This window comes from Pseudomonas sp. USTB-Z (assembly GCF_019691255.1).
GTDB classification, from domain to species: domain Bacteria; phylum Pseudomonadota; class Gammaproteobacteria; order Pseudomonadales; family Pseudomonadaceae; genus Aquipseudomonas; species Aquipseudomonas alloputida.
The window spans coordinates 202,382-227,998 of record NZ_JAECZP010000008.1 but is presented as its reverse complement, the minus strand read 5'-3'; the positions used below and the strand labels follow the sequence as shown (position 1 = coordinate 227,998).

Sequence of the window (25,617 nt, the reverse complement as noted above, 5' to 3'; positions counted from 1 at the left end):
TGCCTGGCAGCAATGTCTGGCGTAGCTGCTAAAGTGGAGCTTGTCCCCGTCAAATGGAACGCCGCCATGCGCTACTCCCTGTTCGATGGTCAACGCGACATCATTATCCTGATCGCCCGCGTACTGCTGATGGTCCTCTTCGTCTTGTCTGGCTGGGCCAAGCTGACCGGCTTCGATGGCACAGTAGGCTACATGACCTCGCTCGGCGCCCCTGCCCCGATGCTGGCAGCAGGGATTGCCGTCATCATGGAGTTCGTCGTCGCAATCCTGTTGATCCTCGGTTTCTACACGCGGCCGTTGGCCTTTCTTTTTGCGCTGTTCGTACTGGGCACGGCGCTGCTGGGCCACCCGTTCTGGAACATGGTCGACCCCGAGCGCAGCGCCAACATGACTCAGTTTCTGAAAAACCTCAGCATCATGGGCGGCCTGCTGTTGCTGGCGGTAAGCGGGCCCGGGCGGTTCTCGGTGGATGGTCGCTGAGTCAGTCGTCGCAGTCGTCGAACCAGGCTGGGTGATCGCGCTCTTCATCATCGAGGTCATCCAGCGTCTCCTCGTCTTCCTCCACTTCATCCTCGGCACCTTGGGCATCTGCCTCGGGCTCCACGTCGTCGTAGAGAAATTCGTGGTCAAGCAGGTGATCGTGCTCGGGTTCGTGCAGGTCGTCTTCGTCGCGCATGCTGGCTCCTGGGATAATGGCAGGCCTGTATAGGCTGATCAGGATGCTGGGTCAATGCGTTGTCGCTTAATCCTGGGTTAACCGGCCCGGCGCAACCTGCAGGCTCTCCCTTCAAACGTCTTTCGCCCGCCTTTATGGCGGGCTTTTTTATGGCCCTGCGCACTTCGGTGCAGATGATGACAGCCCCATGACCTGATCTTCACGAAATGCCGACATCCGGGTGGGCACACTGACCCTGCTCCGTACGTTCTTGCAGCCCGCCGCATCATTGCCGCGGGCTTTTCTTTTTTCCGCAAATGCCAGTCAGGCATCCGTCGGTATTTTGCGCAAACGTCCACCATGACCATGATCTGAAGCAGTTTTGCCTGGCCAGGCGAGGTCTATGCTGTCCCAGCGATAACCCAAGCTCATATCGGATAGACACGGAGGCTCTCATGAAAGCTGCTGTCGTTGCACCAGGCCGTCACGTGGACGTGGTAGAGAAAACCCTGCGCCCTCTCGAATACGGCGAAGCGCTGCTGAAGATGCAGTGCTGCGGTGTGTGCCACACCGACCTGCACGTGAAAAATGGCGACTTTGGTGACAAGACCGGTGTAGTACTGGGCCACGAAGGTATTGGCGTGGTTCAGGAAGTTGGCCCGGGCGTCACCTCGCTCAAGCCAGGCGACCGTGCCAGCGTCGCCTGGTTCTACCAGGGTTGCGGACATTGCGAATACTGCAACAGCGGCAACGAGACCCTGTGCCGCGACGTGAAGAATTCCGGTTACACCGTGGACGGCGGCATGGCCGAGGCCTGCATCGTCAAGGCCGACTACTCGGTTAAAGTGCCCGACGGCCTCGACTCCGCTGCCGCCAGCAGCATCACCTGCGCCGGCGTCACGACCTACAAGGCAGTTAAGATCTCCAACGTCCGCCCCGGCCAATGGGTCGCGATCTACGGCCTCGGCGGCCTGGGCAACCTGGCCCTGCAATATGCCAAGAATGTGTTCAACGCCAAAGTCATCGCCATCGACGTCAACGAAGAGCAACTGCGCTTCGCCAGCGAGATGGGCGCGGACCTGGTGGTCAACCCGCTCAACGAAGATGCCGCGAAGGTCATCCAGGCTAAAACCGGCGGTGCACATGCTGCCGTCGTTACTGCTGTGGCCAAAGGCGCGTTCAACTCGGCTGTCGATGCCTTGCGCGCTGGCGGGCGACTGGTGGCCGTCGGGCTTCCGTCGGAGTCCATGGACCTGAATATTCCCCGCCTGGTGCTTGATGGGATCGAAGTGGTGGGCTCGCTGGTAGGTACACGCCAGGACCTGCAGGAAGCCTTCCAGTTTGCCGCTGAAGGCAAAGTGGTGCCCAAGGTAACGCTGCGACCGATCGAGGATATCAACCAGATCTTTGACGAGATGCTTGAGGGCAAGATCAAAGGCCGGATGGTGATACAGTTCGAAGGCTGACAGTCCGAGCCAGGTCATGTGGAACCACAGCAAAGCCCGTAGATGACCCTCTACGGGCTTTTTGCCTTCTCAATTGTCAAAGGAACAGACCATGACCGTAGACTGGCACGCCGGGCCGATCACCCGTACGACTCCATTGGACAAGCATTACCGCAACACGCAGAAGGTTCGTCAGTTTCTGCTCAGCGAGTGCGGCGCGGCATTCAAGTTCGACCGAGGATTCATGCTTTGGATCAAGAGTGGTACCCCATCAACCATGGGTGACGTCGCGGACGAATGGCTACGGAGGTGTGGTTGACGCTCTGTATCTGACGGCTGCAGGCAGGCCTTGGCTGCAGCCGTTGCTTTCAGCATCTTGTCCAACGATTCAACCATGCTGGAATAATCCATTTCCTGACTCCCTCGATGGTGGAATTGGCTTGAGTTCAACCCTAGACTGCGAACATTTCAATATTTGAAGAGGAAACCTGGAATTATCACTCATCCTTCATGCTGAAGACCGGCGCCCGCGAGGTGTGGTTCAAGAAAAGTGCTCAACCTGCAAGGGCGAGCCTGTGCATATGAGGAGATCGGTATGTCCATTCGAAGCTTGGCGAAGCACCTGCCGCCAGACCCTTCGCGGGAAGGCTGGGTCATCGGATGGGGGGTCCTGAGAGACCGACATCCATGGCATTTTGTCGACGTTTATGCCGACCAGAAAACGGCCATGGCAGAGGCGCAGCGCAGAGGAGACGGCTACGTGGTGGAATTCGGCTCGCACCGCTTGGGGACGCATGAATTTATCTGCGGTGTCACCTTACCTGAAGGCTGACGCTCGATCGAAAAGGGTCATGGACAGGACTTCAAGGCATTATCTGCCCGTTGGCAATAGCACTGGCTTCAAGCTTGGCGCGCTCCGCGTCCAGAAAAACATAAGCGGCCTGTAGCGTGGTGATCTTCGTTTGAATCTCGGCCATCTTGGCGGCGACCAAGACGGCGCCTTGCGCGCAATCGATCGTGTTTCCCCGCCTGGCCACAAGAATGTCCCTAATCTCAGCAAGTGAAAAGCCCCCGCCCTGGGCGCTCTGTATGAAGGCCAAGTCAGCTACGGTCTGTTCACTGTAACTGCGATAGTTGTTGGCTTGTCGGTGTGGCTCGATAAGCCCGAGCTGTTCGTAATAGCGCAATGCATGGCGGCTGAGCCCACTCCGGCGCTCCAACTCTCCAATATTCACGTTAAAAACCCTTGACTGTAGAGCAGGCTCTACACCTTAGCCTGCGCCCATTATCCAAACAAGGGTTCAAACATGAGTGTGGAATGCTTTGTCACCGGCGGCAGCGGCTTTGTGGGGCAACATTTGCTGGCCGCTCTTACTGCGCAAGGGCACAAGACCTGGGTGCTGATGCGCAGCCCCGGTAACATCGAACGCCTCAAGGAGCAGGTAGGCCAACTGGGGGGTAACCCGGAGTATCTCCATGCCGTTGAAGGAGATATCAGCCAGGAGGGGCTTGGCCTCAGCGAAGCAGACGAAGAACGCGTCACTTCGGCCGCTGTATTTTTCCATCTCGCGGCGGCATTTTCCTGGGGGCTGACACCGGAGCGCGCCCGCACAGTCAATGTCCAAGGTGCTCTGAGCGTGGCCAGGCTTGCGGCCAGCCAGCGCATCCGATTGCTCATGGTAGGCGGCTTCATGCTGCAAAACCTCAACCACCTTGCCCGTATCGGGGTTGATATTCAGTGCCCTGAAAACACAAACTGGCCCGCGGTCTACGCCCGTGTAGGCGGCTACGAAGGCAGCAAACTCGAGTCCCATTTTGCAGTCATCCGCTATATGCAAGACGCAGATGCGGATTACACGATTGTTCACCCTGCTACGGTGTGCGGCCACAGCGAGAACGGGCATATCCTGGACGGACAACCGCTTGCCGAACTCATTCGTAATCTGGCACAAGGCCGGTTCAAAGCTGTTCCCGGTTCCGCCAGTCACTGGTTGCCATTGGTCAGCGTCGATTATCTGGTGAACATGATAACTTGCGTGGCGTTCGACCCCGCCATGGCCAACCGGCAAGTGCTGGCGCTGTATGAGCGAACACCAAACTTGCAGGGAATGCTTGTGCAGATCGCAGACACGCTAAAGGTCAAGGCACCCCGCCGCCATATACCCATAGGGTTGCTCAGGTCGATATTGACAATTCCGGGACTGGCGACCCGCCTGGCGATCAGCGCCGAGTCATTGAACTTTATTCAGACACAGCGCTTCGACATGGGAAACAGCAGGCAATTGGAGCGCAAGTACGCGTTTACCCATCCCGACATGACGCAGGCTTTGGAAAACACGGTGCGCTATGTCAACGGCTCCTTGATGAAAAAATCCAAAAGTGAGGGCGCAGGCCAGCGAGGATGACGGGCCAGGCTGATGATGCCCACTCTGTCGGATAGCTGGAAGTGTGGCGACGCAGGGATTTCATGCACTGCCTCTTCGCTGATGACAGTGAGTCGCCGCTCGACCTCCGGCGCTGCGCGCCTGGCCGCTATTTCGAGGCAGCCATAAAGCCCGCAACAGGCGCACCTTCAGCGGCGACACGTCGGGCCCGGCCAACGCCCCACGCCAGCGCCCTGGTCATCGACTCGCCAGGGCGAGAATCGAAGGCCTCTTCAAGGATAGCCATGCCACCAGGGGCGTACACCCCGATGAACATCTGCGTTTTGCCTGTCCGCGACAGTCGCGTCTGAACATCAATGTATGTCCCATCGTCGAGTGTCTCGTCGTGAGTTCGGTGATGAAGCGTCGGGTCAGCCCAGGCCCAGAAAACATCACCGCGTATTCTCATGAGACGCTCCTACGACTTTAGTTGTAGTCAGGTGGTTTATTGCCACCATAGCGAACGTGCAGTTTTACGCAAATTCGTCTGACTCATCTGTGAGCTGAATCGGACAATCGGCTATTCAGCAGCCCCGCCAAAGACTCAACGCTTGTCGTGAAGCTCCGGGGGCCATGCGCTAAAGAACCACATAATTCCTGGCACCAATACATAGATCCAGTGCTGGCCAGGGTAGATGAAGATGCCGACAGCCCAGATGGCGAGTAAGGTTCCGCCCGCTCGCCTACGCCGCCTCGGCGTGAACCATTCCTGAAACGCCTTGTGCCTCTCCCGCAGTTTCATTACCACCCTCCCTGTTTGGTAAGCGGCGAAGCATATCACCTCTAGTTCAACGATAACGCGTCCCCGGCAAGGGCGGCGCCTGCACGCAAGAACCACGACATGACCCAACAACAGCACGACGAGCGCAAGCCGGAGCGGGTCATCCGCCAACATCTACGGGCTCAAGCAGCTGCGCTCAGTGTTCGACTAGACATCAATGGCCCCCAGCACGCCGGCCCTGATCGCGCAGTACCGCGACTCAAGGTTGGCTATGAGATTTCGGAACTCCATGCCAAAAGTTACCGAACTCGTGGCGTTTTTGGACCCATACAGAAAACCCCGCAGACGTTAATCTGCGGGGCGTTCGAATGGTGGAGGCCGAGGTCGGAATCGAACCGTCTGGCGATGGCAGTTAGAAACACCAGTCCTCGGCGTGTACGACACGACAGAATGGTCCCGCGAGGGTCGCATTGTGATGAGCGACAATCTCTTCGGCCTTCAGGGCAGGGGTGTCGGTGCAGGTATGGCCATCGGCGATCAGCACTGCATCGAATCCAAGATCTCGTGCGGCGCGGCAGGTGCTATCGACACAGTATTGGGTTTTCATTCCGGTAATGACCACACCCTGAGTTCCACAATCCCGTAACCGATCGGCCAAGGCGGTCTTGTAGAACGCGTTAGGTCGGCTTTTATCGAAAATCACTTCGTCGCCTTGTAACACCAGCTCCTGCACCAGTTGCGTCAACGGGCTTCCAGGCTCGATTGGCGACCCAGGTGGACCAATATGGCGGGCGAGAAAAATGGGTGCTCCTGCACTTCGGGCTTTACTCAATAAATTATTCAATGTGTCTAGCAGCGCTTCGCCAGCCCATGGCTTATCCGGGCCATAAAACAATCCAGCCTGCATATCAAGAATCAACAGTGCATACATAATGCTTTCCCTTGCATATTGGCCAGCGACACAAGGGCAAAAGAAAAGGCCCTTTCCATCACTGGCGGGCCTTTGAAGTTCGTGCGTTATTGGCTCACGAAACCCCTCACGACCAGCCTCTGGCGGTCGTGACGGTCGTGGTCAAGGCAATTCGTAGTTGACTCATAGAGCTGACAGTAGCTGCACTTTACCGGGTTGGCAAGTGAGCGCTGTGAGGGTGAAGGCTGATTGAAGTATCGAGCATTGAGGTCCGCTTGTGGCCGATAGCTGCCCTTCGTGAAGGGCAGCTATCGGCCACAAGCGGACTGAGGAGCGGTAAATAAATCTTCCCCTTTTCGCGGCCCCTTTTCGTTGGTTTTGCGAAGCGAACCCAAAAGAAAGAATGCGGTGAGTCAGGCACTCTTCGACTGCTGGTTTTGGGGCTGCTTCGCAACCCAACGCGGGACAAGCCCGCTCGCCACAGGTTACTTGTTGCCTGTTCTACCTAAATACCTTGAAAGGGCTGCATCTAACTCGCAGCCAAAAAGCTAGGACAAATCAGCGACAGGGCTGACGCTACTGTCTCGTTCTGCGATGCTCAACACCGCCGGTAGCTGCTGCTCGACAGGTAACTCGGCGGTCTTATCAAGAAGTTCATCCAAGTCGAAAACGGCCATTTCGACATAGCGTTTTATGCACATCCGCTCATAGGAAACGCTGCGAATACCGTCCAGTACCAGCCAGTTCAAGAACAGTGCGCCCATACCCAGCACCACGATCACCGAGCCCTTGCCCCATGTGAACAAAGGCGTGGCTTTAATAATTTCCGTGCACAACGCGATCATCAGCGCGATCAGAGAGGCGAAACTCAGGTTCTGGGATAAAGCAGGCCTGGCGGGTTTTCCGGTCAGGCCAGCATAAGCTGACAACTCGCGTAGTTTCTCAACCGTGTAGCCTTCCTTGCGCAATCCCTCCAGAAAGAAGGCATAACAAAGGGTGTTTTCCCTTTCTAGGCTCGGCTGGTGGTCAATCGCGTGATCTGCAAACTGCTGCGGGTAAACCATGCGCAATGCTTTAAGGCGCGTGACATAGAGCAGAAGAGCCCAAGGAGCCAGTGCCATGTAGGTGTAAGGAATCAGCGTAGGGTTCTTGATGCCGAACATTGCGAACACAAAAAGCAATGCGGTTGACCCTATCGCTGACCACATTGGCCATAACTTGCGAGCATTGTGGAGTTTAAATATGTGTTTATTGGGTTGTTTGCGACTGATTTTATAAAGGGCCTCGAGTTGAGCCCATTCCTTGAGTTTCATTATCCATCCTTATTTTCAAAGTCGTGATAACCGAGCGATACAACGTTGCCCGCAATTGCCACTGCTGACAACCCACAGCCAAAAAAGACGATCGAAAGGCGACAGATTTATTTTTCTATCACTATCCGATTTTGGCCGATATCCGCCCTTCGCGAACGGCCGCAATGGGTCGATAGCTGTCACTGGCTACCCTGGGCTTTCTCCCCATAGCCGTTGTTCACACAAGGAGGCTCAAGCGACCTCCTCATGCTCGATCAGCGCCCACAGCCTAGCTGCCTAGGTGAACTACAGCATGTCTGCCAGCTGGTCTTCGTCAACGTCGCTGCGTCGGTGCGCGGAAAACGCTAGCTCAACGAGCACCGCGGCCCTGCCATCGGGATCGGTCAACAAGGCCGGCTGGTCATTCAGCTCGGCCAGCCAGGCGGACGGCAGGCTTAACATTTGACCGTCCATAGCTGGTCGATCCGTGTCGTATAGGATTGGCTCATCATCTCCCTCCTCATACCCCAGTCCGGTATCGCCGGCACGCTGGCGGCCCGCACTGTCCCCCTCCCCCAGCGCTCGTTGATGCCATCCATCAAGCGTACCGACCGAGGCAACCAATGCCGCCGGCAGCCAGGCGGACAAGGTGGTCCCTGCCGCTGCAACCTGTGCAGTAGTAGTTGTTGCGGTAGCCGCGAGGGAGGCGCCAGTGACGACGCCAATCCCGGTAACCTCGGCCGCGGTCTTGACGCCCTCGGACGCTACCTTGGCACTCGTGGTGGTGGCGATCCCGGCCAGTTCCAGGGCGGTGTTTATGCCGTACCGGGTACCCACCTGGATGAGCGAGCTCAGAACGTCCGTGACAATAGATCGCCCCAGACTGGCCATGGAGTCTTCGAGGCTTTTCCCTTGGACGATTGCTTCCGCCGTGTTGTCGCCAATCCCTTGGGTCACCGACTCCATGGTGTTGTAGATCATGTCGGAGGTCTGATCGCTCTGCCTCCGCCGCATTCAACGCCGCGATGGTGCGCGCTCAGGCCGAGATCGGACCGGTGTTCCGCGACAAGTACAACAGCCAGACCAACAGCTCTTATGCTGCCCTTGAGTCGATCGACAAGAAGATCGCCCCAACCTACACGCTGCACGGTTTTTCCCTCTCGTTCGGTACCGATGACAGTCCGCTGGCCGGGCACATCCGCACCGTCTGCGACTGCATGCACGAGGCCGGGCACACCAAGCGCTACTACGTCGACCTGCCAATCGACTCGACCGGCATCAAGGGCAGCGTCAACAAGACCGGCGTGCACGCCAATGGCTCTACCTACAGCTATGCCCGGCGCTACCTGACGATGATGATCTTCAACGTCGTGCTGACGAACGAAGACAACGACGGGAACGGCGGCGGTGAGCAACCCCAAAGCCTTGGGGAGCTTATGAATGAGTGGATCCCGAAGGCCTACGCCGCTGACTCCAAAGACTCGCTCACAGCGGTATGGCAGGCGGGCGTCAAGTTCGCCCAGGACCTAAAGGCCACCGACAAGAAAACGGCCGACGAGCTCTACGAGGCATTGAAGGTAGCGGTTAGCGCTCGCGGCTCTCAGCTCAGCGCAGCACCACAAGTGGGAGCAAGCCAATGATCATCGTCAATTGTACTCAGGGCTCGCCAGAGTGGCTGCAGGCCCGCGCTGGAGTGATCACCGCCAGTATGTTTAGCACCGCACGCTCACGGGTGAACGGACTGAACGCCCAGCAGAAGAAATACGTTGACGCCATGCTTGCGGGCCTTGGCGAATCCAAGGCTATGGAGCTGGCAGGCTACAAGGCCGGTCCAAAGGCCGAGGTCGTGCAGCGCGCCCTAGATGGCGAAACGGTCGGCGAGCCATCGAATGCCGCCCTCACCTACGCCTTCGAGCTGGCCGTCGAACGCATAGGCGGCGCCCCGCTCGATGGAGGGTTCGAGACCTGGCAGATGCGCCGCGGCCATGAACTGGAGCCGGAGGCGCGCATGGAGCATGAAATCCAGACTGGCCTTATCGTCACGCAGGTCGGCCTGGTTAAAACAGACGACGGCTCGTTCGGCGCCAGCGCGGACGGCTTCATCGGCGAAGACGGCGGAAGCGAATACAAGTGCTTCCTGGCCCCGGACAAGCTCCGCGCGTTCCACATCGACAACGATGCCAGCGACGTCATCGACCAGGTGCAAGGCTGCATGTGGATCACTGGCCGGAAATGGTGGCACATCGGGATGTACTGCCCCCTCCTCAAGCCCGTAGGCCGCCAGCTCTGGTGGCGTGAGTTCAAGCGCGATGACGACTATATCGAACAGCTTGAGCAGGACCTGTGGGAATTCAAGCTGCTCGTGGACGGCTACGAAAAGCAGCTGAGGAGCCAGGCAGCATGAACCCATCAATCGACCTGGAGGCCGCCAAAGCGGCCTTCTTTGCCTCTGGTGGCCAGCTCGTTGTCCTTGAAGGCTTCACCCATCGACCGCTGCCGCCGCGCAAGCATCCCGATACGCAGCCAAAGCCAGCCGCTAAGGCGAGGCCCAAGAAACCTAACCCAGCCCCGCGAAAGGAGAAGGTGAAGGCCCGAGTTGCAACGGTGGCCGAGATGGCGAAGATCATGACCTGCCAGCAGGTTCACGAGGCCACCGGCATTTCCAAACAGGCCCTATTCCGGGCCGCCCGCGAAGGCAACTTTGTTTTCCGACGAGCCGAGCGGAAGAAGTCAGCCAACAGCAAGCGGGATGCCCAGCGCCAGATCCAGCGGAACCTGAAGCGGATCGAGGAGCTGAAAGTGGTCCAGAAAATATGCGCCCTGCGCGATACCGGCCTGCACCGCGCCCAGGTGGCCGAGCAGCTCGACCTGAATTACGGAACGCTGGTGAAGATCATTGAGCGCAACAGTATCGACTTCCCGCGGGTACGCATCAGGAAATGAAAAGACTCAACAGCCTGGTCCGCCAGCGCCGGCGGCAAGAACAGTTCCACCTGCCGCCCAGCGGCCTCACGGAGCACAGACATGCAGCAAGCACCCTCTGGAGTGGTAACCCTGCCGGCCTGGATGAATCGGCCGATCAAGAAGCTGTACATCACCCGCAGCGGCGGCCAGTACCGGCCTGATGATGTGGCCCTGGCCTTCGCGCTGAGCCTGCGCATGCACGACAGCGCCGATCACCTGCGCAGGCTGGCACGGCGCCTGGTCGACAAAGTCTGCCTGGAGCACCAGCCGAACATGAAGCGCCTGGCTCGTGAGGCTGACGACGCCAAGGTGTTCGACGCCGCGCTCAAGATCATCAATCGGGTCTGCGACCTGCTCGACATCGGGCCGGGCGCCACCTTCGTGCGCAATGGAGGCGATGATGGCTCTGACGCAGCAGCAGCGTGACGAGAAGCGCAGGGCCAAGGCCGAGCGCCTGCAGGAAGAAGACCTGCGCTTGAAGGCTCGACCAGGGACTAAACAGGCCCTGCTGGAACTGATGGAATGGGCCGGGATCGAGGAACAAGGCGAGGCGATGACGCTGATGATTCATCACGTCGAGGCGCTCGGGCATCACGCCTTGTTCAGGATTGCGCGCCACGAAATCGAAGCTCACCGTTTTGTGGCGCGTACTGAGCCGCTGCGGCTATCAGCAAGGAAGCGGACTGGCCAGCACCTGCGGGCGATCTGCGGCTGGGCTGACGCCACATACAGCCAAATGATTGAGGCGCTGATCCACGGCATCCACGCACTGGGCAGGGTGCACGCGGCGAAGTTTCTAACCCCGCCGCGGCACGAGATCAGCATCTCGCCGCGCCTGGCCCTGGCCTTCGACCGGAAGAGCATGCTGATGATTCAGCAGGATCCTGGCGACGAAGTTATCAGTCCAATCGCAGTCACTCGCTGATATCAATTATCCTCATCGACATCGAGCGAATCCCCTTCATCGTCGGTCAATCCGAATTCATCTTCTGCTGCGATCTTTGCCTCTGATTCAGTGTCAGCAAAAACCGTCCCGAGCTTTTTCCCATGAAGATACACGCGCCATTTCTTCATTACTGATCCTTATCCCGATCCCATGCCGGTCACCCGTAATACCCCATCCCAAACCAAATTGCCACCATGGCAAAGGGTCAGTTTGGCGAGTTGTTTTGGGAGTGGAACGGCGCAAAGGTCATGCCGAAAAACCAACCTCCGATCATTGCCAGCCATATCGACTTGTACCCGTCGACGTTGTAGGCAAGCCAGTAGTTGGCCGCAGTGATAACAACGAACACTGAGAAAAACTGCTTGCGGGAATATCTGCTCAGGTAGCGGGTTGCTGCGGCCTCTAGGTCTTTGAGCTTCTTCACTGCGATTCATCCTTGAAAAGACCCTGCAATCCTACCCTATCGCCCCATTTTGACACCATGCCGCATCCGGCCACGGAGGGCGGCGTATGCATGGAGAAAGCCATGAGCAACTACAACTGCGACTACGTCCGACGCCATTACGGCGTACCAGCTGAGATAGGCCGGCGCGTCATCGCCAACGGCGAGCCTGGCGTGATCATGGCCGACCGCGGTCAGTACATCGGCGTAATCCTCGACAGCGACCCGAAGAAGCGCATCCGTAACTACCACCCCACCTGGGAGATGCAGTACGGCGAGATGGCCTAGAAGCTTCCGCTGAAGCGCTACCAGGTTCTGGTCAGTGGCTGGGATTGGTGGGACATCACCAATCGCACCATCGTCGATGTGTTCGCCTGCACGCCATCGCAGGCCAAGTACAAAGCCTACGAGCGGTGCGAGTACCACGATATCGAATGCATGTTCGGCTTCAAGGTGCGCCGAGCCTGACCATCCGGCGCTGCCCGCCAGCGACTAATCTGCTCCGGCATTGGCCTATCTGATCTCAGTTCCGTTTATCGTCATCCGTTGGAGGGCTGTACATCCCCCTATCCTCGCTGAGTCGGTGAAAAGGCGACCGCTTCAGCCGAGGGATTGCGAAATGGTAAACAATCAACAGCGTTGCCCATCCAGCAAGGCAGAAAATCGAACGCTCGCTTGTGCTCAATGACAGGTCGAAAGAGATTGCCACTATCGCAAACATGATGCTGACGAAGAAGAATCCAGTCGACAGGGCATTGACGAGGAAATTAAGCCTGTGCCAACGATCTGGGATCAGTTCGAGGGGGCCTGTGGCGATCAGAGCAATTCCAAACGGCACGGAATAGCTGATCAACGACGCAGATGGCTTTCCCAACCAAAGAAACGCTATCCAAATCGCGAGCCCTATGAATGATGCCGTTCGGGTCTTCATCGCGGCAGCTCCTGATCTTGGCGATCTTCCTCGATCTCGCAACCCCATTACCACCATCCTTGTTTGGTGAGCGGCGAAGCATATCACTCGGCGCTGCCCGCCAGCGCCTTCCCTATTCAACGATAACGCCTCCCCGGCGAGGGCGGCGCATGCAATGGTGATTGCCATGAGTAACTACAACTGCGACTACGTTCGCCGTACCTACGATGTGCCGGCCGAGGTCGGGCGCCGCGTGATCAGCAACTTAGATTCCCATATGATCTGGTCTGCCGAGGACAGCACATCGACATCGCTCTCTCGATAGCAAACTAGAGCAACGTATTTACAGTATAAGGCTTTTATTTCTCACCATTTCAAATTTTGAAAATGCAGGACGAACTTTAAAGATGGAAACTTCAGCGAGCTCTTCGCCTAGCACGTCACGCACTTCTGCGCTAGACGCATCGGACTCACATCCGATAATTACTTGACGAAGTTTTACAGCACCTCCAAACTTAGAAAAATACAAATCACCTTCTTTATCACAAAAACCAAGCCTCTTCACAAGACGCTCTTCTTTCTCATAGCTCCAGCTTCTGTGCTTTGTAGTCAAGAGGCCTAGCAACCATTCAAATCCTTTTTCTTGGCTTAACAGATCGTTACCATCAAACTTCTTGCGCCCTCCCGTATAACTCACCTCATGGAGAGCTGATTTATCGATATCAAAACCCAGACAGATTCCTTTGTGCCTATCACCATAATGCGCCCATTGGACCGGGCTTCTAAAGGACCTGCTAAAACATATGAACCCATATTCGCTCGCAAATGAAGCTTTCAGTCTTCCTATGTGAAGCCTTAATTGCTTATCTTTCAAGTCATAGGCCAACAGTTCAAAAGGATCGTTTAACTCCATCACCCTGGCAATTTTAATTCGACGATTTTTTATATTTTTCAGACCATATTCTTTATTGCAAAAATGATACACCCGAACAACATCACTCTCATCCATTAATCAAACCCTTAAACGAAATTCTACAACTATACCCATCAGGATCCATCATGCCCACAGCAATCGACCTATTCGCCGGCCTCGGCGGATGGAGCACCGGCGCGCGCGCCGCAGGCGTCCAGGTTCTCTGGGCAGCAAACCACTGGCCGGTAGCCGTTGAATGGCACAGCGCCAACCACCCCGACACGCTTCACGTCTGCCAAGACCTGCACCAGGCGCGCTGGGAGCAGGTGCCGGCTCACGACATCCTTCTTGCCTCACCCTGCTGCCAGGGCCATGCGAAGGCCCGAGGCAAGAAGTCGGGCAACCCCGAGCATGACGCGTCGCGCTCCACTGCCTGGGCACCGGTATCGGCACTGGAGTTTCACCGGCCACAAGCGGCAGTGATCGAGAACGTGCCTGAGTTCACCGACTGGGTGCTCTACCCGGCCTGGCTGCAAGCGGTGCAGGCGCTGGGATATCAGGCAGCGCCACACATCGTCGACTGCGCCGACCTAGGAGTACCGCAGCACCGGGTGCGCCTGTTCATGGTCCTGACCCGCAGCAAGGCGCCGCTGATGCTGCAACTGCCCAAAGAACGGCATGTGCCAGCCGCCAGCTTCCTCGACTTCGCCTCCGGGCGCTGGTCGCAGATCGAAAAGCCAGGCCGGGCCCAGGCCACGCTTGACCGGGTACGCAACGGCCGCCAGCGCTTCGGCGACCGGTTCATCATGCCCTACTACGGCAAAGGCTCCGGCACCACCGGCCGGGACATCAACCGACCGATCGGCACCATCACCACCCTGGATCGCTGGGCCTTGGTCGACGGCGACCGCATGCGGATGCTCAGCGCCAGCGAGGCCCTGGCCGCTATGTCGTTCCCAGCTAACACCCTGCGCCCGGACAGCCACCGATTGACCATGCACATGGCCGGCAACGCGGTGCCGCCTCTGGCGGGGCAGCGAGTTATCGAAGCGCTCATGGCAGCGGCCTGAAGTCGTTAAACAGCCGCACCAGCTCGTGAGCGAGCTGCGCAATAAGCAAGAAAATTTTGAGGATCTGGAGGAGGGTCATTGCTGCTCACCAAATAGACGTGGTGAGCCGAAGAATACCGACGCCAGTTTCACCATTTTTCGACTGATATGCAAGGTACCCCCATGCCCACAGAAAACCGATCCAGCAACACAGAGATGGTCAGCGAACTACTGCCGTGCCCCTTTTGTGGCCAGCAGGACTTCCTCATCGAGCGCCTAGACAGCGATGCCTCAGTGGTGATCTGCCAAGGCCTGACCGGACCGCATGAAGCCTGTCTGGCCCGTGGGCCAGTGGGCGTGGCGCAGGATGAAGGCGAGGAGCAGCCAGGCCGCGACAAGGCTGTCGAGCTGTGGAATGCGAGAGCCGAGCAGCACCAGGGCGCGCCGGCTGTATCGATCCCCGAGGGTTACTGCCTCATGCCTAGGCGACTCACTGCCGAGAACGGAGCCAAAGCGCTGCTGCTTGGCGAGTTCAAGCTGGAGGTCACGCGCGAGTGCCCCGAATGCCTGGAACTGGACGAGCCTGTAGTTGGCTGCGAGATCTGCGACGGTGAGGGCGAATACGCGCAGCGCTACACCATCCCATGGGAACAGATCAAATTCATCTACAGCGAGGCCGTGAAGGGTCTTGCTCTCCAGCCGAACGTCACATGCAAGCCATCATGACATTCGGAGTACAAAAGTACTCCACCCAGCTGTAACCCCTCTCCCCTCTATTCACTGCCGCGATATGGCGGCCAAGGAACGACCGTGCCTGTAGAAAAAACTGCTCTCGACTCCATCGATCTGGAAGCCCTGCATATCGCCGCCAAGGCCGCTGCCGAGGATGTGATCCGCTCCCACGGCTGGAAGGGAATGATCGAAGACGCGGACCTGCTGGGAACCGATGAGCGTTACATGGTCCTGGCCGACCCGGCTGTAGCTCTGTCCCTGATCGAAGAGGTACGCAACTTGCGCCAAATGCTGCAGCAGCCCCGCGTGCCGGACGGCTTCGCTTTGGTGCCGCAAAGCATGTTGCTCAGCAAGGACGTCATCGGCGTCATCAATTTCCACTGCGGCGACACCGACCAGGAAGAAGGTGGCCAGTTCGGGCAGTACACCGATGGCCGGCTGTGGGTCGGCTACGTGCTGGACGACGATGGGAACAAAGTCCACGGGCTGCACATCGCGACCGATGAATATCCGGAGGAAGGAAGCACGACGCTGGTTGAGTTTACGGCGGCTCAGCCATGACCCGCCTCGCCCTCTGCCTCCTGCTGCTGGCCACCGGCGCCAGCGCAACCGAGAACGTCATCGACGTGCAGCACGACAGCCAGCGCGGCGTCACCTGCTACCTGCTCAACGGGGTCGGCATCAGCTGCATCCCCGACAGCCAGCTGCAGGCCAGCAACGAGCCCCAGCTCTCCCCGCACGAAACACAACCCGAACCTACACCCGCACTGGCGCCTGGGCGCTGGATTGATGAGAGGTATCAGCTGTGAAGATTGGAAAACTATTCCTCGGGCTGAAATGGTGCTACGGCGGCAAAGATGAGGCCGTTGTCGCCAGCTGGGCACTGAAATGTGGCTACTGGCGCTGGGCGGTCTGGTGGCGCAAGCCAAAGAAGGTGCTGTGCCTTCCGGCCTTCGGACCATCCATGACAGCAGGTACGAGGTACTTCGTTGGTCATGGCCACTTTGGCGCCTGGGCGCGGCTTCCGCTGATCGGCTCGTTTTCCATCTCGACCCAACCGCCCTACCCGGCGCAGGTGCAGCCATGACCGACCTGATCGAAGTGAAGTCCTGCGATCTGCAGGGCGAGGCCCTGGGCTGGGCCGTGGGCAAGGCCGAAGGGCTTGACCTGTACCTGGAACCTCCCGGGTACAACGGCGTGCCATGGCGGGTGTTCGCCCGGTACCGGGGCGAGGCCATCGAGCACATCAAGCGGTTCAACCCGTGGGAGGACTGGGCTCTGGGAGGGCCGCTGATCGAGGAGCACATGGTCAGCCTGCATTGCCCGCAGAGCACCGACGATGTTTGGGCTGGCTGGGTGATCACCGACAAGGGGGAGTTTTGCCAGGCCGGTGACACTGCCCTGCTCGCCACCTGCCGCGCCATAGTCGCTCACAAGCTCGGCGATACCGTCCCGGTGCCCAAGGAGTTGATCATATGCCAGCTTTTATCATGACGAATATGGCGCAACTGAAGGATTTAGACTTGTCACACTAAAAAGCAGGCGGGTACTTCTATCCCTAGAAATCACGACGCTTAGACGACGGCGTTAACGCGCGAATACTTTCAAGCTCCCGCTCCTCCGTGATGCAATGTCTTACAGCCATATTCAGAAGCCCAAACAATGATAAAGCGACATCAGGAGTATCGCCCAGATTAATAGTGCCGGGATGCACTGATTCGTTACCAAAAATTCGAATCGTGTCAAAAGCCTTCAAAACCCTTGGTGGAAGTCCTTTATCTACAAGCTCGCCAATCTGCGTGTGTATATCCCCCTTTTTACCTAGCAACTCATGGCATAGCTTCTGTACGCACAGCCTCAACAAGGCTGCCGATGCTCTTGGTGAGGCGCCAAAGACTTTCCGGGCTTCTTCAAAATCGGATTTAATTACCTCAGGCATATCTGGTTCAGCCAATGGTGCCAAACATACATGCGGATACACTAACTCATCTTTCGGGCTCAACACCCTACCAAGACTAACCATCCGGTCACCATCTCTTTTCCCCTCATCGACCCAAACACCAGAGCGTTTGCAAGCATGACACTCTGACAAACTAACTATGGAGTAGGTATTAGGATCTAAAAGCAAATTACTCCACTTCATTGCCGAAAACGCTCCACAGTGCGGACAATTGAAGCTGGGCGATCTATATTCAGGAGCCACGTTACTTTTTGACATATACATTTCCTTTTTGACGAGCAATCTTAGCCCCGCCTAAAGCAAACATCCAGCCTCAAAAAACCATCTCCATCTTGCCGATGACAACTTGAATCACGATCGGTATCACTACTCATAGCTCAAGCCCGCCGACATGCGCGGGCGAGGAATCCCCATGCCTGAAATTAAGTGCGAGCACGGCCACACGATGCGGATCGGCACCGACAAGTGGGTGGAAACACTGACCTTGGATCAGTTGCGCTACGCCCGCGACCAGATGGCCTTGAAGATCCAGGCGGCCGAGGCCCAGCCGAAACGCTGCGTGTGGCAAGTCTGTCGGGGCGGCCTGGTCGAGGGTAACTACCGCGAAGAGGACTACGAGAAGGCAGCCGACCACCTGGTGCGAATCTTCAAGGAGCACTTCATCGAGGAGGCGAAGGCTTTCGTCGAACGTCACTACGGCACGCTTCGCTTCGAGCGCGAGATTCCGCACCTCTCTGTAGAGCTGGTCAGCCAGTTCGAATATGGCAACGAGTGGTTCCCGGCCAAGGCCTGACCACCAACCTGCCGCCACCGGCGGCGTGGAGACCATCCCATGGAAACCGAGATCCTTTCGGACGAAGAGCTGGTGGCGATCACCGGCTACAAACCCCGGGCGTGGCAGCGCCGCTGGCTCACTGAAAAAGGTTGGCACTTTGTCGAGAGCCGCGGCGGCCGGCCACTAGTAGGCCGCCAATACGCCCGCCAGAAGCTCAGCGGCGTAGTGATCGACACCGTTCCAGTTACTGCAGCCCCGCCACCGGCGCCAGCCTGGACCCCTGATTTTTCCCGAGTGAAGTGAAATGCGCCCACGGAAGACCGAGAATCGCGACCTGCCACCAGGTATGTATCGCCGCAAGAGACAAAAAGCCAACGGCAAGGTGTGGGAGGCGCTGTACTACAGAGACAAGTCAGGCAAGGACATTTTCCTCGGCAATGACTTGGTGAAGGCCAAACTGAAGTGGGCGGAACTGGAGGCCAAGTCGGTACCGAAAGAGCTGACCACAATGAAGGGAATCTTCGACGAGTACTTGCTGAAGATCATCCCGGGCAAGGCCGCCAGAACCCAAAAGGACAACATCTACGAGCTCAAGCAGCTGCGAACCGTGTTCGACTCGGCGCCAATCGATGCCATCACGCCGGCGATGATCGCGCAGTACCGCGATTCGCGGTCGGCCAAGACCAGGGCAAACAGGGAGATCGCCCTGCTCTCCCATGTGTTCAACACAGCAAGGGAATGGGGCCTCACTACCAGGGACAACCCGTGCCTGGGCGTGAGGAAGAACAAGGAAAAGCCGCGCGACTTCTATGCCAACGAGACGGTGTGGCAGGCGGTATATGAGGAAGCTCCACCGGAGCTCAAGGATGCGATGGACCTGGCGTACCTGACTGGCCAGCGACCGTCAGATGTGCTGTCCATGCGAAAGGACGATGTGGAGGGGATCTACCTGATGGTCAGCCAAGGCAAGACCGGCAAGAGATTGAGGATCGTCTTGGAAGTGGACGGGGTGAAGAACAGTCTGGGCCAGCTGCTCGAGCGAATCATGCGCAGGACCAGCGAGCACCTGTCGCCGTTCTTCATCCTCAACGAGCACGGCAAACGCATGAGTTGGCCAATGTTACGCAACCGGTGGGCAGACGCCCGCGAGAGCGCAAGGGTAAAAGCTGAAGTCGAGAAAAAGCCAGACCTCGCCAACCGAATCGCCCAGTTTCAGTTCCGCGATATCCGACCGAAGGCTGCCTCGGAAATCAACGACCTGAGCGATGCGAGCGTGCTGCTGGGGCACTCGAAAGAGGGAATCACCGAGCGCGTTTACCGGCGCGTCGGGGCCATTGCCAAGCCTTCAAAATGAGGAAGTTTTGGGACTGGTTGCAATTTGTTTTGGGACTTCGGCATTTTCTGGCGTACAAAGAAAAGCCCCGCAGACGTTAATCTGCGGGGCTTTCGAATGGTGGAGGCCGAGGTCGGAATCGAACCGGCGTAGACGGATTTGCAATCCGGAGCATAACCACTTTGCTACTCGGCCTCAAAGGTCGGATCTAGCTGCTTGCGCTTTGCTATCTCCTTGAAACGCTGAACCTTTTTCAAAGTTTGCTGCGTTTCGATGGGCGCCATTATGTCTTCATTCTTTTAACCTTGCAACCCCCTGAACGAAAAAAAATTTCAACGGGTTCAAGGTGTTAGCGCAGGCGGCTGAGTTTACTCCACAAGCCCACCACCGCGTTCTCCACGGTACCGCTGGCGGCCATGCCAATCCGCTCCTGCAGGCTCTTGCGTTCGGCATAGTGCAGGTGGAACAGGTTGGCGTTGCGTGCGCGCTCGCTCAGGTACTCGTCACTGGTCTGCAACTCGTCAACCAGCTTGCGATTCAAGGCGGCCACGCCCAGCCAGACTTCGCCAGTGGCCACTTCATCGATGTGCAACTGCGGACGATAGCGGGAAACGAAATCCTTGAACAACTGGTGAGTGATGTCCAGGTCTTCCTGGAACTTCTCCCGGCCCTTCTCGGTGTTTTCGCCAAAGACGGTCAGGGTGCGCTTGTATTCGCCAGCAGTCAGCACTTCGAAGTCGATGTCGTGTTTTTTCAGCAGGCGGTTGACGTTGGGCAACTGCGCCACCACGCCAATAGACCCCAGTACGGCGAATGGGGCACTGACGATCTTCTCGCCGATGCAGGCCATCATGTACCCACCGCTGGCAGCCACCTTGTCGATACACACGGTCAACGGGATGCCCGCCTGGCGAATACGCGCCAGTTGCGACGCAGCCAAGCCGTAACTGTGCACCAGGCCACCGCCGCTTTCCAGGCGCAGTACCACTTCGTCACGCGCGGTGGCGAGCGTCAGCAGCGCAGTGATTTCGTTGCGCAGGCTTTCGGTGGCTGAGGCTTTGATGTCGCCATCGAAGTCCAGTACGAATACCCGGCTCTTGTCCTCGGCCTTGCCCTTCTTCTGCTGTTTTTCCGCCTTGGCCTGCTGCTTGCGCAGGGCCTTGAGCTGGGCCTTGTCGAGCAAGCCGGACTCCAGGCGCTCACGCAGGTCCTTGTAAAAATCGTTCAGCCGGGTGACCTGTAATTGCCCGCCCGATTTGCGCCGACCTTTGCCACGCAGCCCGGCGATCGCCGAAAGCACCACCAATATGGCGATGACCAGGGTGGCGGTTTTGGCGAGAAAGCTTGCGTATTCGGCAAGAAACTCCACGTTGACTCCTTAAATACCTGCGCCACTACGGCGCGTCACTGTTGCAAGCATACCGTTGCGCCTGTGGTGCTGCCAGCCGGTGTAAACGCTGGCAACACCTTTCAAACAACCTTTTCAAACGCTTGTATGTTTTTTCGTTGACAGCCCGTGAGCCGCATCCTAACCTCGCAGCAACCTCCAACAGGCCGGAACCTTTCGTGGGCAATCTCTACCTGATTCGACATGGCCAAGCCTCCTTCGGTGCCGATGACTACGACGTCCTCTCGCCCGTGGGCGTGCGCCAGAGCCAGGCCCTGGGTGAACACCTGGCCCAGTTGGGCGTGCGGCTGGACCGCTGCATGGCTGGCGACCTGCGCCGCCAGCAGGATACCGCACGGCTGGCGCTGCAGGCGCTGCACGCCAACGGCTGCCCGGTGCCGGCGGTTGAGACCGACGCCGCATTCAATGAGTTCGATGCCGACGGTGTGATCCGCGCCCTGTTGCCCGACCTGCTGCCCGAAGAGCCCGATGCCCTGCATGTGCTGCGCAATGCTGCGCAGCACCGCAGCGAGTTTCAGCGTCTGTTCGCGTTGATGGTGCAGCGCTGGCACGATGGCGAGCATGCCGATAATGGCCTGGAAACCTGGCATTCGTTTACATCCCGCGTACAAGGTGGGCTGCAACGCGTGCTGGATACCGCCGGCAGCGGCGATCATGTTGCTATCTTCACCTCGGGTGGCACCATTGCCGCCCTGCTCCACCTGGTTACCGGTATTACCCCCAGCCAGGCGTTCGCGCTGAACTGGCAGATCATCAACACGTCGCTCAGCCAGCTGAAGTTTCGCGGCCGCGACGTGGCACTGGCCTCCTTCAACAGCCAGGCCCATGTGCAGCTGTTGAGGGCGCCGGAGCTTGTCACTTACCGATAAGCCCGGCTTGTTGTGTCCCTGCGGGGACGTGTAAATCACTCTATAAGGAATGCGCCATGACCTCCGTAGCTGATGCCGTCAAAAAGATGCAAGAGAAATTCAACCCATCCGCTGCCGCCGGCCTGGACCTGGTGTTCGGCTTCAACATCACCGACGAAGACAAGCACTACGCGCTGATCGTCAAGGACGGCACCTGCGACCTGCAGGAAGGCGAAAACCCGGATGCCAACTGCACCCTGGTGATGGACGCCGAAACCCTGAAGGGTATCGTCAGCGGCGAAACCGACGGCATGCAGGCCTTCATGGGCGGCAAGCTGCGGGTTGAGGGCGACATGATGCTGTCGATGAAACTCAGCGAGCTGTTCCCGTCCTGAGGGCTGGGAATACCGGATGATCGAAAAACCGAAGCCTGACGGCTTCGGTTTTTTTTGCCCTGCATTCGGTGCAGTGATCCACCAGCAACACCCTCACCTATTTGGCACATGGGACGATTGTTCCAACCCTGGCGGACCATTAGATTACCCAATAGTACTTGCTATCGAGAATAAGGAAGACGCATGACGCTCACCGACCAGTCCACCCAGGTACGCCCCGGCGAAGAACTCGACGCGGCCGTCATCGACCCTTACTTCAAAGCCAATATCCCCGGCCTGCTCGGCCTGCCGAGCATCAGCCAGTTTCCTGGCGGCGCCTCCAACCTCACCTACCTGGTCAGCTACCCGGGCCGCGACTTCGTGCTGCGTCGCCCCCCCTTCGGTCAAAAGGCCAAGTCGGCCCACGACATGGGCCGCGAGTTCCGCATCCTCAACCAGCTCAACAGCGGCTTCCCCTACTGCCCCAAGGCCTACGCACACTGCACCGACACCGGCCTGATCGGCGGTGAGTTCTATGTGATGGAACGGGTCAAGGGCATCATCCTGCGCTCGGACATCCCGGCCGAACTTAACCTGGACGCTGGCCGGACCGAAGCCCTGTGCAAAAGCTTCATCGACCGCTTGGTCGAGCTGCACCAGGTGGACTACACCGCCTGCGGCCTGGCCGACCTGGGCAAGCCGGAGGGCTACGTGCAGCGCCAGATCGAGGGCTGGACCAGCCGTTATGAAAAAGCCCTGACACCGGATGCGCCACGCTGGGAAACGGTAACCGCCTGGCTGCACGAAAAAATGCCCGCCGACCACCCGCGCCCAGGCATCGTGCACAACGACTACCGGTTCGACAACGTCATCCTGGACGCGGACAACCCCATGCGCATCATCGGTGTGCTGGACTGGGAAATGGCCACCCTGGGCGACCCACTCATGGACCTGGGCAACTGCCTGGCCTACTGGATCGAAGCCGGCGACCCGGCGCCAGTGCAGTTGATGCGCCGCCAGCCGAGCAACGCGCCGGGCATGCTCAGCCGTCGCCAGTTCGTCGATTACTACGCCGAGCGCGCCGGCATCCGCCTGGACAACTTCGATTACTACTATTGCTATGGCCTGTTCCGCCTGGCAGGCATCGTTCAGCAGATCTACTACCGCTACTACCATGGCCAGACCCAGGACAAGCGCTTCGCCCAGTTCATTCACATGAACCGCTTGCTGGAACAGATGACCTTGCAGGTCATTTCCAAGTCCAGCCTCTGAGCACAGCCCACGACGACGGATAACAAGGAAAACAGCATGTCCAAGACCCACCTGTTCGACCTCGACGGCAAGATTGCCTTTGTTTCCGGCGCCAGCCGAGGCATCGGCGAGGCCATCGCCCACTTGCTCGCGCAGCAAGGGGCCCATGTGATCGTTTCCAGCCGCAAGCTTGACGGGTGCCAGCAGGTGGCCGACGCCATCATTGCCGCCGGCGGCAAGGCCACGGCTGTGGCCTGCCACATTGGTGAGCTGGAACAGATTCAGCAGGTGTTCGCCGGCATTCGCGAACAGTTCGGGCGACTGGACGTGCTGGTCAACAATGCAGCCACCAACCCGCAATTCTGCAATGTGCTGGACACCGATCCAGGGGCGTTCCAGAAGACCGTGGACGTGAACATCCGTGGTTACTTCTTCATGTCGGTGGAGGCTGGCAAGCTGATGCGCGAGAACGGCGGCGGCAGCATCATCAACGTGGCGTCGATCAACGGTGTTTCGCCCGGGCTGTTCCAAGGCATCTATTCGGTGACCAAGGCGGCGGTCATCAACATGACCAAGGTGTTCGCCAAAGAGTGTGCACCCTTCGGTATTCGCTGCAACGCGCTACTGCCGGGGCTGACCGACACCAAGTTCGCTTCGGCACTGGTGAAGAACGAAGCCATCCTCAACGCCGCCTTGCAACAGATCCCGCTCAAGCGCGTGGCCGACCCCAAGGAAATGGCGGGCGCGGTGCTGTACCTGGCCAGCGATGCCTCCAGCTACACCACCGGCACCACGCTCAATGTCGACGGTGGCTTCCTGTCCTGATCAGGCTTTGACGGCGACCAAGGTGTAACTCAAGGGCAGGCGTGCAGGCTGCTCGCGCAGGCGATATTCGCCGTCTTCACCCTTGACCATCTGCCCCGGCAGCGCCTCCCAGGGGATGCTCTGGTGCTCGACCAGTGCTGTCAGCTGCAGGCCGTGGGCCAGCAAGGCAGTGATCACTTCTCCCAGGCCGTGGTTCCATTCGTGGGTTTCGGTGTGGGTCAGGCGTTGATCGGTTTCGACGTAGGTCTGGTCGGTGTGCCACACCGTCGGCGCTTCGTGCTCGAAATACGGATATTCGAGCTGCAGGCGGTCCTGATGATCTTCGTTGACAGCCATCAGCATCGGGTGCCCGTCGCGCAGGAACAGCCGCCCGCCCGGTTTCAGCAGTGCCGCGACGGTGCGCGCCCACGGCTCGATGCGGGGCAACCAGCAGAGCGCGCCAATACCGGTGTAGACCAGGTCGAACGTACCCGCCGGCAGTACCTTGTCGGCGGCATAGACGTCAGACTCGACATACTGGATGGGCAGCGCGCATCGCTCGGCCAATGCCCGTGCCTCGGCCAGCGAAGCCTTGGAATAATCCAGGCCGCAAACCTTGGCGCCAAGGCGCGCCAGCGACAGGGTGTCGGTGCCGATGTGGCACTGCAAGTGGACCGTATCGAGCCCGTCGATGTCACCGAGCAATGGCAGGTCGAAGCGTACGGTTTCGGACAAGTGCCCGTGTTGCTGGACCAGGCGTTCGACCTCGTAGTCCTTCGAAGCGGCGTGCAACGGGGCACGCTCATCCCAGCTGATGCGGTTGAGTTGCAGTGAACGGTCCATGGTGTCGTCCTTGAGTGGAAGCACCTTATGCTAGCCGTCACCGCGCGCGCTGCGACATCACTGCCTTGAAAAAAATTGTAAAGCCCGCGCGCCTCTGCTGTGGCAACAACTGCCTTGCTCACTGCCCTGAATGCACAGGCCCTTGCAGAAGCGGCGATAGCGCCCGTACAGGCGCCAGCCGTTACAGGCAGGTTGCAGCAGCAGCTCGGCGCTGCAGGGCCACGCCGTCGTTCTGCTTCGCGTAGTAATCCACACGCGTCCCGCCCGATTGCGGGTAAACGTCCACGAACGCTTCGGCCTCACGGGTAAACACGGTGAACCCGCCCTGCTTGCGCGGCTCCAGGTAGCCGCTGGCGTCATCACCGAACACCTTCTCTTCCTGCCAGCTGAACTGGATGCACTGGGCCACCAGCTCTGGCGCCTTGTGCGAGTCGAGCTGCGCAGTCGGCTTGCCGCCACGCGCCGTTTCCATGGTCGCAGAAGCACAACCGGCCAGCATCAGCACCGCAGCCAACGGCAGAATCGCACGCATGTTCCATCCTCGGGGTCGCAAAAAAGAAGGCGACTCTAGCACTGGCAGGCATCCAGAGTGAATTGCCGCGCACTTGCCGCTGTCGCA

Annotated in this window: 37 protein-coding genes, 1 tRNA gene and 2 pseudogenes; 24 read left to right on the top strand and 16 right to left on the bottom strand. The window is 58.5% G+C overall.

Features of this window, described 5'->3' with window-relative positions; translation table 11 throughout:
- The first annotated feature begins 66 nt into the window (after positions 1–66).
- Complete coding sequence (locus I8746_RS12280; RefSeq protein WP_003250931.1) at positions 67–480, top strand: DoxX family protein; 414 nt, start codon at positions 67–69, stop codon at positions 478–480.
- A 1-nt stretch (position 481) separates the two neighbouring features.
- Here I8746_RS12280 and I8746_RS12275 read toward each other — a convergent pair whose 3' ends face one another.
- Positions 482–676, bottom strand: a complete 195-nt coding sequence (locus tag I8746_RS12275; RefSeq protein WP_003250932.1) for a hypothetical protein — start codon at positions 674–676, stop codon at positions 482–484.
- Positions 677–1,110: 434 nt separating this feature from the next.
- Between I8746_RS12275 and adhP the strand changes: the two genes are divergently transcribed.
- From adhP to I8746_RS12260, 3 genes are all read left to right on the top strand, one after another.
- Positions 1,111–2,121: an alcohol dehydrogenase AdhP gene (adhP, locus tag I8746_RS12270; protein ID WP_014756169.1), complete on the top strand. Its 1,011-nt coding sequence runs from the start codon at positions 1,111–1,113 to the stop codon at positions 2,119–2,121.
- 91 nt (positions 2,122–2,212) lie between these two features.
- A complete protein-coding gene (locus I8746_RS12265; protein ID WP_017148244.1) occupies positions 2,213–2,419 on the top strand; it encodes a DUF6434 domain-containing protein in 207 nt (68 codons plus the stop codon).
- Positions 2,420–2,695: 276 nt separating this feature from the next.
- The gene (locus I8746_RS12260) at positions 2,696–2,932 is read left to right on the top strand and encodes a hypothetical protein (protein WP_020191348.1); all 237 of its coding nucleotides are present in this window, start codon (positions 2,696–2,698) and stop codon (positions 2,930–2,932) included.
- A gap of 31 nt (positions 2,933–2,963) precedes the next feature.
- On the opposite strand, the gene I8746_RS12255 is transcribed toward I8746_RS12260, so the two are convergent.
- Complete coding sequence (locus I8746_RS12255; RefSeq protein ID WP_003250937.1) at positions 2,964–3,335, bottom strand: MerR family transcriptional regulator; 372 nt, start codon at positions 3,333–3,335, stop codon at positions 2,964–2,966.
- Between the two features lie 72 nt (positions 3,336–3,407).
- Here I8746_RS12255 and I8746_RS12250 point away from each other — a divergent pair, with 72 nt between their 5' ends.
- The gene (locus I8746_RS12250) at positions 3,408–4,505 is read left to right on the top strand and encodes an SDR family oxidoreductase (protein ID WP_014756166.1); all 1,098 of its coding nucleotides are present in this window, start codon (positions 3,408–3,410) and stop codon (positions 4,503–4,505) included.
- A 127-nt stretch (positions 4,506–4,632) separates the two neighbouring features.
- On the opposite strand, the gene I8746_RS27195 is transcribed toward I8746_RS12250, so the two are convergent.
- The 5 genes and pseudogenes from I8746_RS27195 to I8746_RS12235 form a co-directional block, all read right to left on the bottom strand.
- Entirely contained in the window at positions 4,633–4,932 is a 300-nt protein-coding gene (locus I8746_RS27195; protein ID WP_017148242.1) for a hypothetical protein, read from the bottom strand.
- Positions 4,933–5,656: 724 nt separating this feature from the next.
- Complete coding sequence (locus I8746_RS12245) at positions 5,657–6,175, bottom strand: cysteine hydrolase family protein (protein ID WP_014756163.1); 519 nt, start codon at positions 6,173–6,175, stop codon at positions 5,657–5,659.
- A 527-nt stretch (positions 6,176–6,702) separates the two neighbouring features.
- Complete coding sequence (locus tag I8746_RS12240; protein WP_017148239.1) at positions 6,703–7,467, bottom strand: hypothetical protein; 765 nt, start codon at positions 7,465–7,467, stop codon at positions 6,703–6,705.
- A gap of 285 nt (positions 7,468–7,752) precedes the next feature.
- A complete protein-coding gene (locus I8746_RS27190; RefSeq protein ID WP_230623078.1) occupies positions 7,753–7,908 on the bottom strand; it encodes a hypothetical protein in 156 nt (51 codons plus the stop codon).
- Positions 7,902–8,045: pseudogene (locus tag I8746_RS12235) on the bottom strand (DUF4113 domain-containing protein); the annotation flags it as partial. The pseudogene I8746_RS12235 and the gene I8746_RS27190, both read right to left, overlap by 7 nt.
- A gap of 426 nt (positions 8,046–8,471) precedes the next feature.
- Between I8746_RS12235 and I8746_RS12230 the strand changes: the two are divergent.
- From I8746_RS12230 to I8746_RS12210, 5 genes are all read left to right on the top strand, one after another.
- Entirely contained in the window at positions 8,472–9,086 is a 615-nt protein-coding gene (locus I8746_RS12230) for an ERF family protein (protein ID WP_012051893.1), read from the top strand.
- Complete coding sequence (locus tag I8746_RS12225) at positions 9,083–9,850, top strand: lambda exonuclease family protein (protein WP_012051892.1); 768 nt, start codon at positions 9,083–9,085, stop codon at positions 9,848–9,850. The genes I8746_RS12230 and I8746_RS12225 overlap by 4 nt, the downstream gene beginning before the upstream one ends.
- On the top strand, positions 9,847–10,389 hold the full coding sequence (locus I8746_RS12220; protein WP_014756157.1) for a hypothetical protein: 543 nt from the start codon (positions 9,847–9,849) through the stop codon (positions 10,387–10,389). Before I8746_RS12225 ends, I8746_RS12220 begins: the two co-directional genes overlap by 4 nt.
- A gap of 81 nt (positions 10,390–10,470) precedes the next feature.
- Entirely contained in the window at positions 10,471–10,836 is a 366-nt protein-coding gene (locus I8746_RS12215) for a hypothetical protein (RefSeq protein ID WP_012051890.1), read from the top strand.
- Positions 10,811–11,335: a hypothetical protein gene (locus I8746_RS12210; protein WP_012051889.1), complete on the top strand. Its 525-nt coding sequence runs from the start codon at positions 10,811–10,813 to the stop codon at positions 11,333–11,335. The genes I8746_RS12215 and I8746_RS12210 overlap by 26 nt, the downstream gene beginning before the upstream one ends.
- Positions 11,336–11,337: 2 nt before the next feature.
- Here I8746_RS12210 and I8746_RS12205 read toward each other — a convergent pair whose 3' ends face one another.
- Both I8746_RS12205 and I8746_RS12200 read right to left on the bottom strand, forming a co-directional pair.
- Positions 11,338–11,484, bottom strand: coding sequence for a hypothetical protein (locus I8746_RS12205; RefSeq protein ID WP_014756155.1), 147 nt, complete (start codon positions 11,482–11,484; stop codon positions 11,338–11,340).
- 77 nt (positions 11,485–11,561) lie between these two features.
- The gene (locus I8746_RS12200) at positions 11,562–11,780 is read right to left on the bottom strand and encodes a hypothetical protein (RefSeq protein ID WP_014756154.1); all 219 of its coding nucleotides are present in this window, start codon (positions 11,778–11,780) and stop codon (positions 11,562–11,564) included.
- 102 nt (positions 11,781–11,882) lie between these two features.
- Here I8746_RS12200 and I8746_RS12195 point away from each other — a divergent pair.
- Positions 11,883–12,266 (top strand): annotated as a pseudogene (locus I8746_RS12195) (hypothetical protein).
- Between the two features lie 55 nt (positions 12,267–12,321).
- Here I8746_RS12195 and I8746_RS12190 read toward each other — a convergent pair.
- Together I8746_RS12190 and I8746_RS12185 are read right to left on the bottom strand one after the other, a co-directional pair.
- A complete protein-coding gene (locus tag I8746_RS12190; RefSeq protein ID WP_014756152.1) occupies positions 12,322–12,729 on the bottom strand; it encodes a hypothetical protein in 408 nt (135 codons plus the stop codon).
- Positions 12,730–13,051: 322 nt separating this feature from the next.
- Positions 13,052–13,717, bottom strand: a complete 666-nt coding sequence (locus tag I8746_RS12185; RefSeq protein WP_221100724.1) for a DUF2971 domain-containing protein — start codon at positions 13,715–13,717, stop codon at positions 13,052–13,054.
- 50 nt (positions 13,718–13,767) lie between these two features.
- On the opposite strand from I8746_RS12185, the gene I8746_RS12180 reads away from it, so the two are divergent.
- From I8746_RS12180 to I8746_RS12155, 6 genes are all read left to right on the top strand, one after another.
- Positions 13,768–14,691 carry a DNA cytosine methyltransferase gene (locus I8746_RS12180; protein ID WP_047604709.1) on the top strand — a complete coding sequence of 308 codons (924 nt, stop codon included), beginning with the start codon at positions 13,768–13,770 and terminating at the stop codon, positions 14,689–14,691.
- Between the two features lie 162 nt (positions 14,692–14,853).
- Positions 14,854–15,396: a Lar family restriction alleviation protein gene (locus I8746_RS12175; protein WP_052196251.1), complete on the top strand. Its 543-nt coding sequence runs from the start codon at positions 14,854–14,856 to the stop codon at positions 15,394–15,396.
- A gap of 84 nt (positions 15,397–15,480) precedes the next feature.
- Positions 15,481–15,963 (top strand): hypothetical protein, encoded by a 483-nt coding sequence (locus I8746_RS12170; protein WP_221100723.1) that lies wholly within the window; start codon positions 15,481–15,483, stop codon positions 15,961–15,963.
- Positions 15,960–16,211, top strand: coding sequence for a hypothetical protein (locus I8746_RS12165; RefSeq protein WP_047604711.1), 252 nt, complete (start codon positions 15,960–15,962; stop codon positions 16,209–16,211). The genes I8746_RS12170 and I8746_RS12165 overlap by 4 nt, the downstream gene beginning before the upstream one ends.
- The gene (locus I8746_RS12160; protein WP_047604712.1) at positions 16,208–16,489 is read left to right on the top strand and encodes a hypothetical protein; all 282 of its coding nucleotides are present in this window, start codon (positions 16,208–16,210) and stop codon (positions 16,487–16,489) included. Before I8746_RS12165 ends, I8746_RS12160 begins: the two co-directional genes overlap by 4 nt.
- Positions 16,486–16,896 carry a DUF2591 domain-containing protein gene (locus I8746_RS12155; protein WP_221100722.1) on the top strand — a complete coding sequence of 137 codons (411 nt, stop codon included), beginning with the start codon at positions 16,486–16,488 and terminating at the stop codon, positions 16,894–16,896. Before I8746_RS12160 ends, I8746_RS12155 begins: the two co-directional genes overlap by 4 nt.
- A 64-nt stretch (positions 16,897–16,960) precedes the next feature.
- On the opposite strand, the gene I8746_RS12150 is transcribed toward I8746_RS12155, so the two are convergent.
- A complete protein-coding gene (locus I8746_RS12150) occupies positions 16,961–17,620 on the bottom strand; it encodes a DUF4145 domain-containing protein (protein ID WP_196250026.1) in 660 nt (219 codons plus the stop codon).
- Between the two features lie 154 nt (positions 17,621–17,774).
- On the opposite strand from I8746_RS12150, the gene I8746_RS12145 reads away from it, so the two are divergent.
- Genes I8746_RS12145 through I8746_RS12135 form a run of 3 tightly spaced genes read left to right on the top strand, consistent with a single transcriptional unit; the run spans position 17,775 to position 19,491 of the window.
- Complete coding sequence (locus I8746_RS12145) at positions 17,775–18,155, top strand: hypothetical protein (RefSeq protein WP_230623080.1); 381 nt, start codon at positions 17,775–17,777, stop codon at positions 18,153–18,155.
- Positions 18,156–18,194: 39 nt separating this feature from the next.
- Entirely contained in the window at positions 18,195–18,440 is a 246-nt protein-coding gene (locus tag I8746_RS12140; protein WP_070096468.1) for a DUF4224 domain-containing protein, read from the top strand.
- 1 nt (position 18,441) lies between these two features.
- The gene (locus tag I8746_RS12135) at positions 18,442–19,491 is read left to right on the top strand and encodes a site-specific integrase (protein WP_041167305.1); all 1,050 of its coding nucleotides are present in this window, start codon (positions 18,442–18,444) and stop codon (positions 19,489–19,491) included.
- Between the two features lie 100 nt (positions 19,492–19,591).
- Here I8746_RS12135 and I8746_RS12130 read toward each other — a convergent pair.
- Positions 19,592–19,665: transfer RNA gene (locus I8746_RS12130), tRNA-Cys, on the bottom strand.
- Between the two features lie 154 nt (positions 19,666–19,819).
- On the bottom strand, positions 19,820–20,839 hold the full coding sequence (gene sohB / locus I8746_RS12125; protein WP_004577258.1) for a protease SohB: 1,020 nt from the start codon (positions 20,837–20,839) through the stop codon (positions 19,820–19,822).
- 197 nt (positions 20,840–21,036) lie between these two features.
- Here sohB and I8746_RS12120 point away from each other — a divergent pair, with 197 nt between their 5' ends.
- The 4 genes from I8746_RS12120 (at position 21,037) to I8746_RS12105 (ending at position 24,176) form a co-directional block, all read left to right on the top strand.
- A complete protein-coding gene (locus I8746_RS12120; protein WP_221100721.1) occupies positions 21,037–21,747 on the top strand; it encodes a histidine phosphatase family protein in 711 nt (236 codons plus the stop codon).
- 56 nt (positions 21,748–21,803) lie between these two features.
- Complete coding sequence (locus I8746_RS12115; RefSeq protein WP_003251077.1) at positions 21,804–22,121, top strand: SCP2 sterol-binding domain-containing protein; 318 nt, start codon at positions 21,804–21,806, stop codon at positions 22,119–22,121.
- A 183-nt stretch (positions 22,122–22,304) separates the two neighbouring features.
- Positions 22,305–23,372 carry a phosphotransferase family protein gene (locus tag I8746_RS12110; RefSeq protein WP_014756053.1) on the top strand — a complete coding sequence of 356 codons (1,068 nt, stop codon included), beginning with the start codon at positions 22,305–22,307 and terminating at the stop codon, positions 23,370–23,372.
- A gap of 36 nt (positions 23,373–23,408) precedes the next feature.
- Complete coding sequence (locus I8746_RS12105; protein ID WP_003251082.1) at positions 23,409–24,176, top strand: SDR family oxidoreductase; 768 nt, start codon at positions 23,409–23,411, stop codon at positions 24,174–24,176.
- Here I8746_RS12105 and I8746_RS12100 read toward each other — a convergent pair whose 3' ends face one another.
- Together I8746_RS12100 and I8746_RS12095 are read right to left on the bottom strand one after the other, a co-directional pair.
- The gene (locus I8746_RS12100; protein ID WP_003251085.1) at positions 24,177–24,998 is read right to left on the bottom strand and encodes a bifunctional 2-polyprenyl-6-hydroxyphenol methylase/3-demethylubiquinol 3-O-methyltransferase UbiG; all 822 of its coding nucleotides are present in this window, start codon (positions 24,996–24,998) and stop codon (positions 24,177–24,179) included.
- A gap of 181 nt (positions 24,999–25,179) precedes the next feature.
- Positions 25,180–25,530, bottom strand: coding sequence for a hypothetical protein (locus tag I8746_RS12095; RefSeq protein WP_012051882.1), 351 nt, complete (start codon positions 25,528–25,530; stop codon positions 25,180–25,182).
- Positions 25,531–25,617 lie beyond the last annotated feature (87 nt).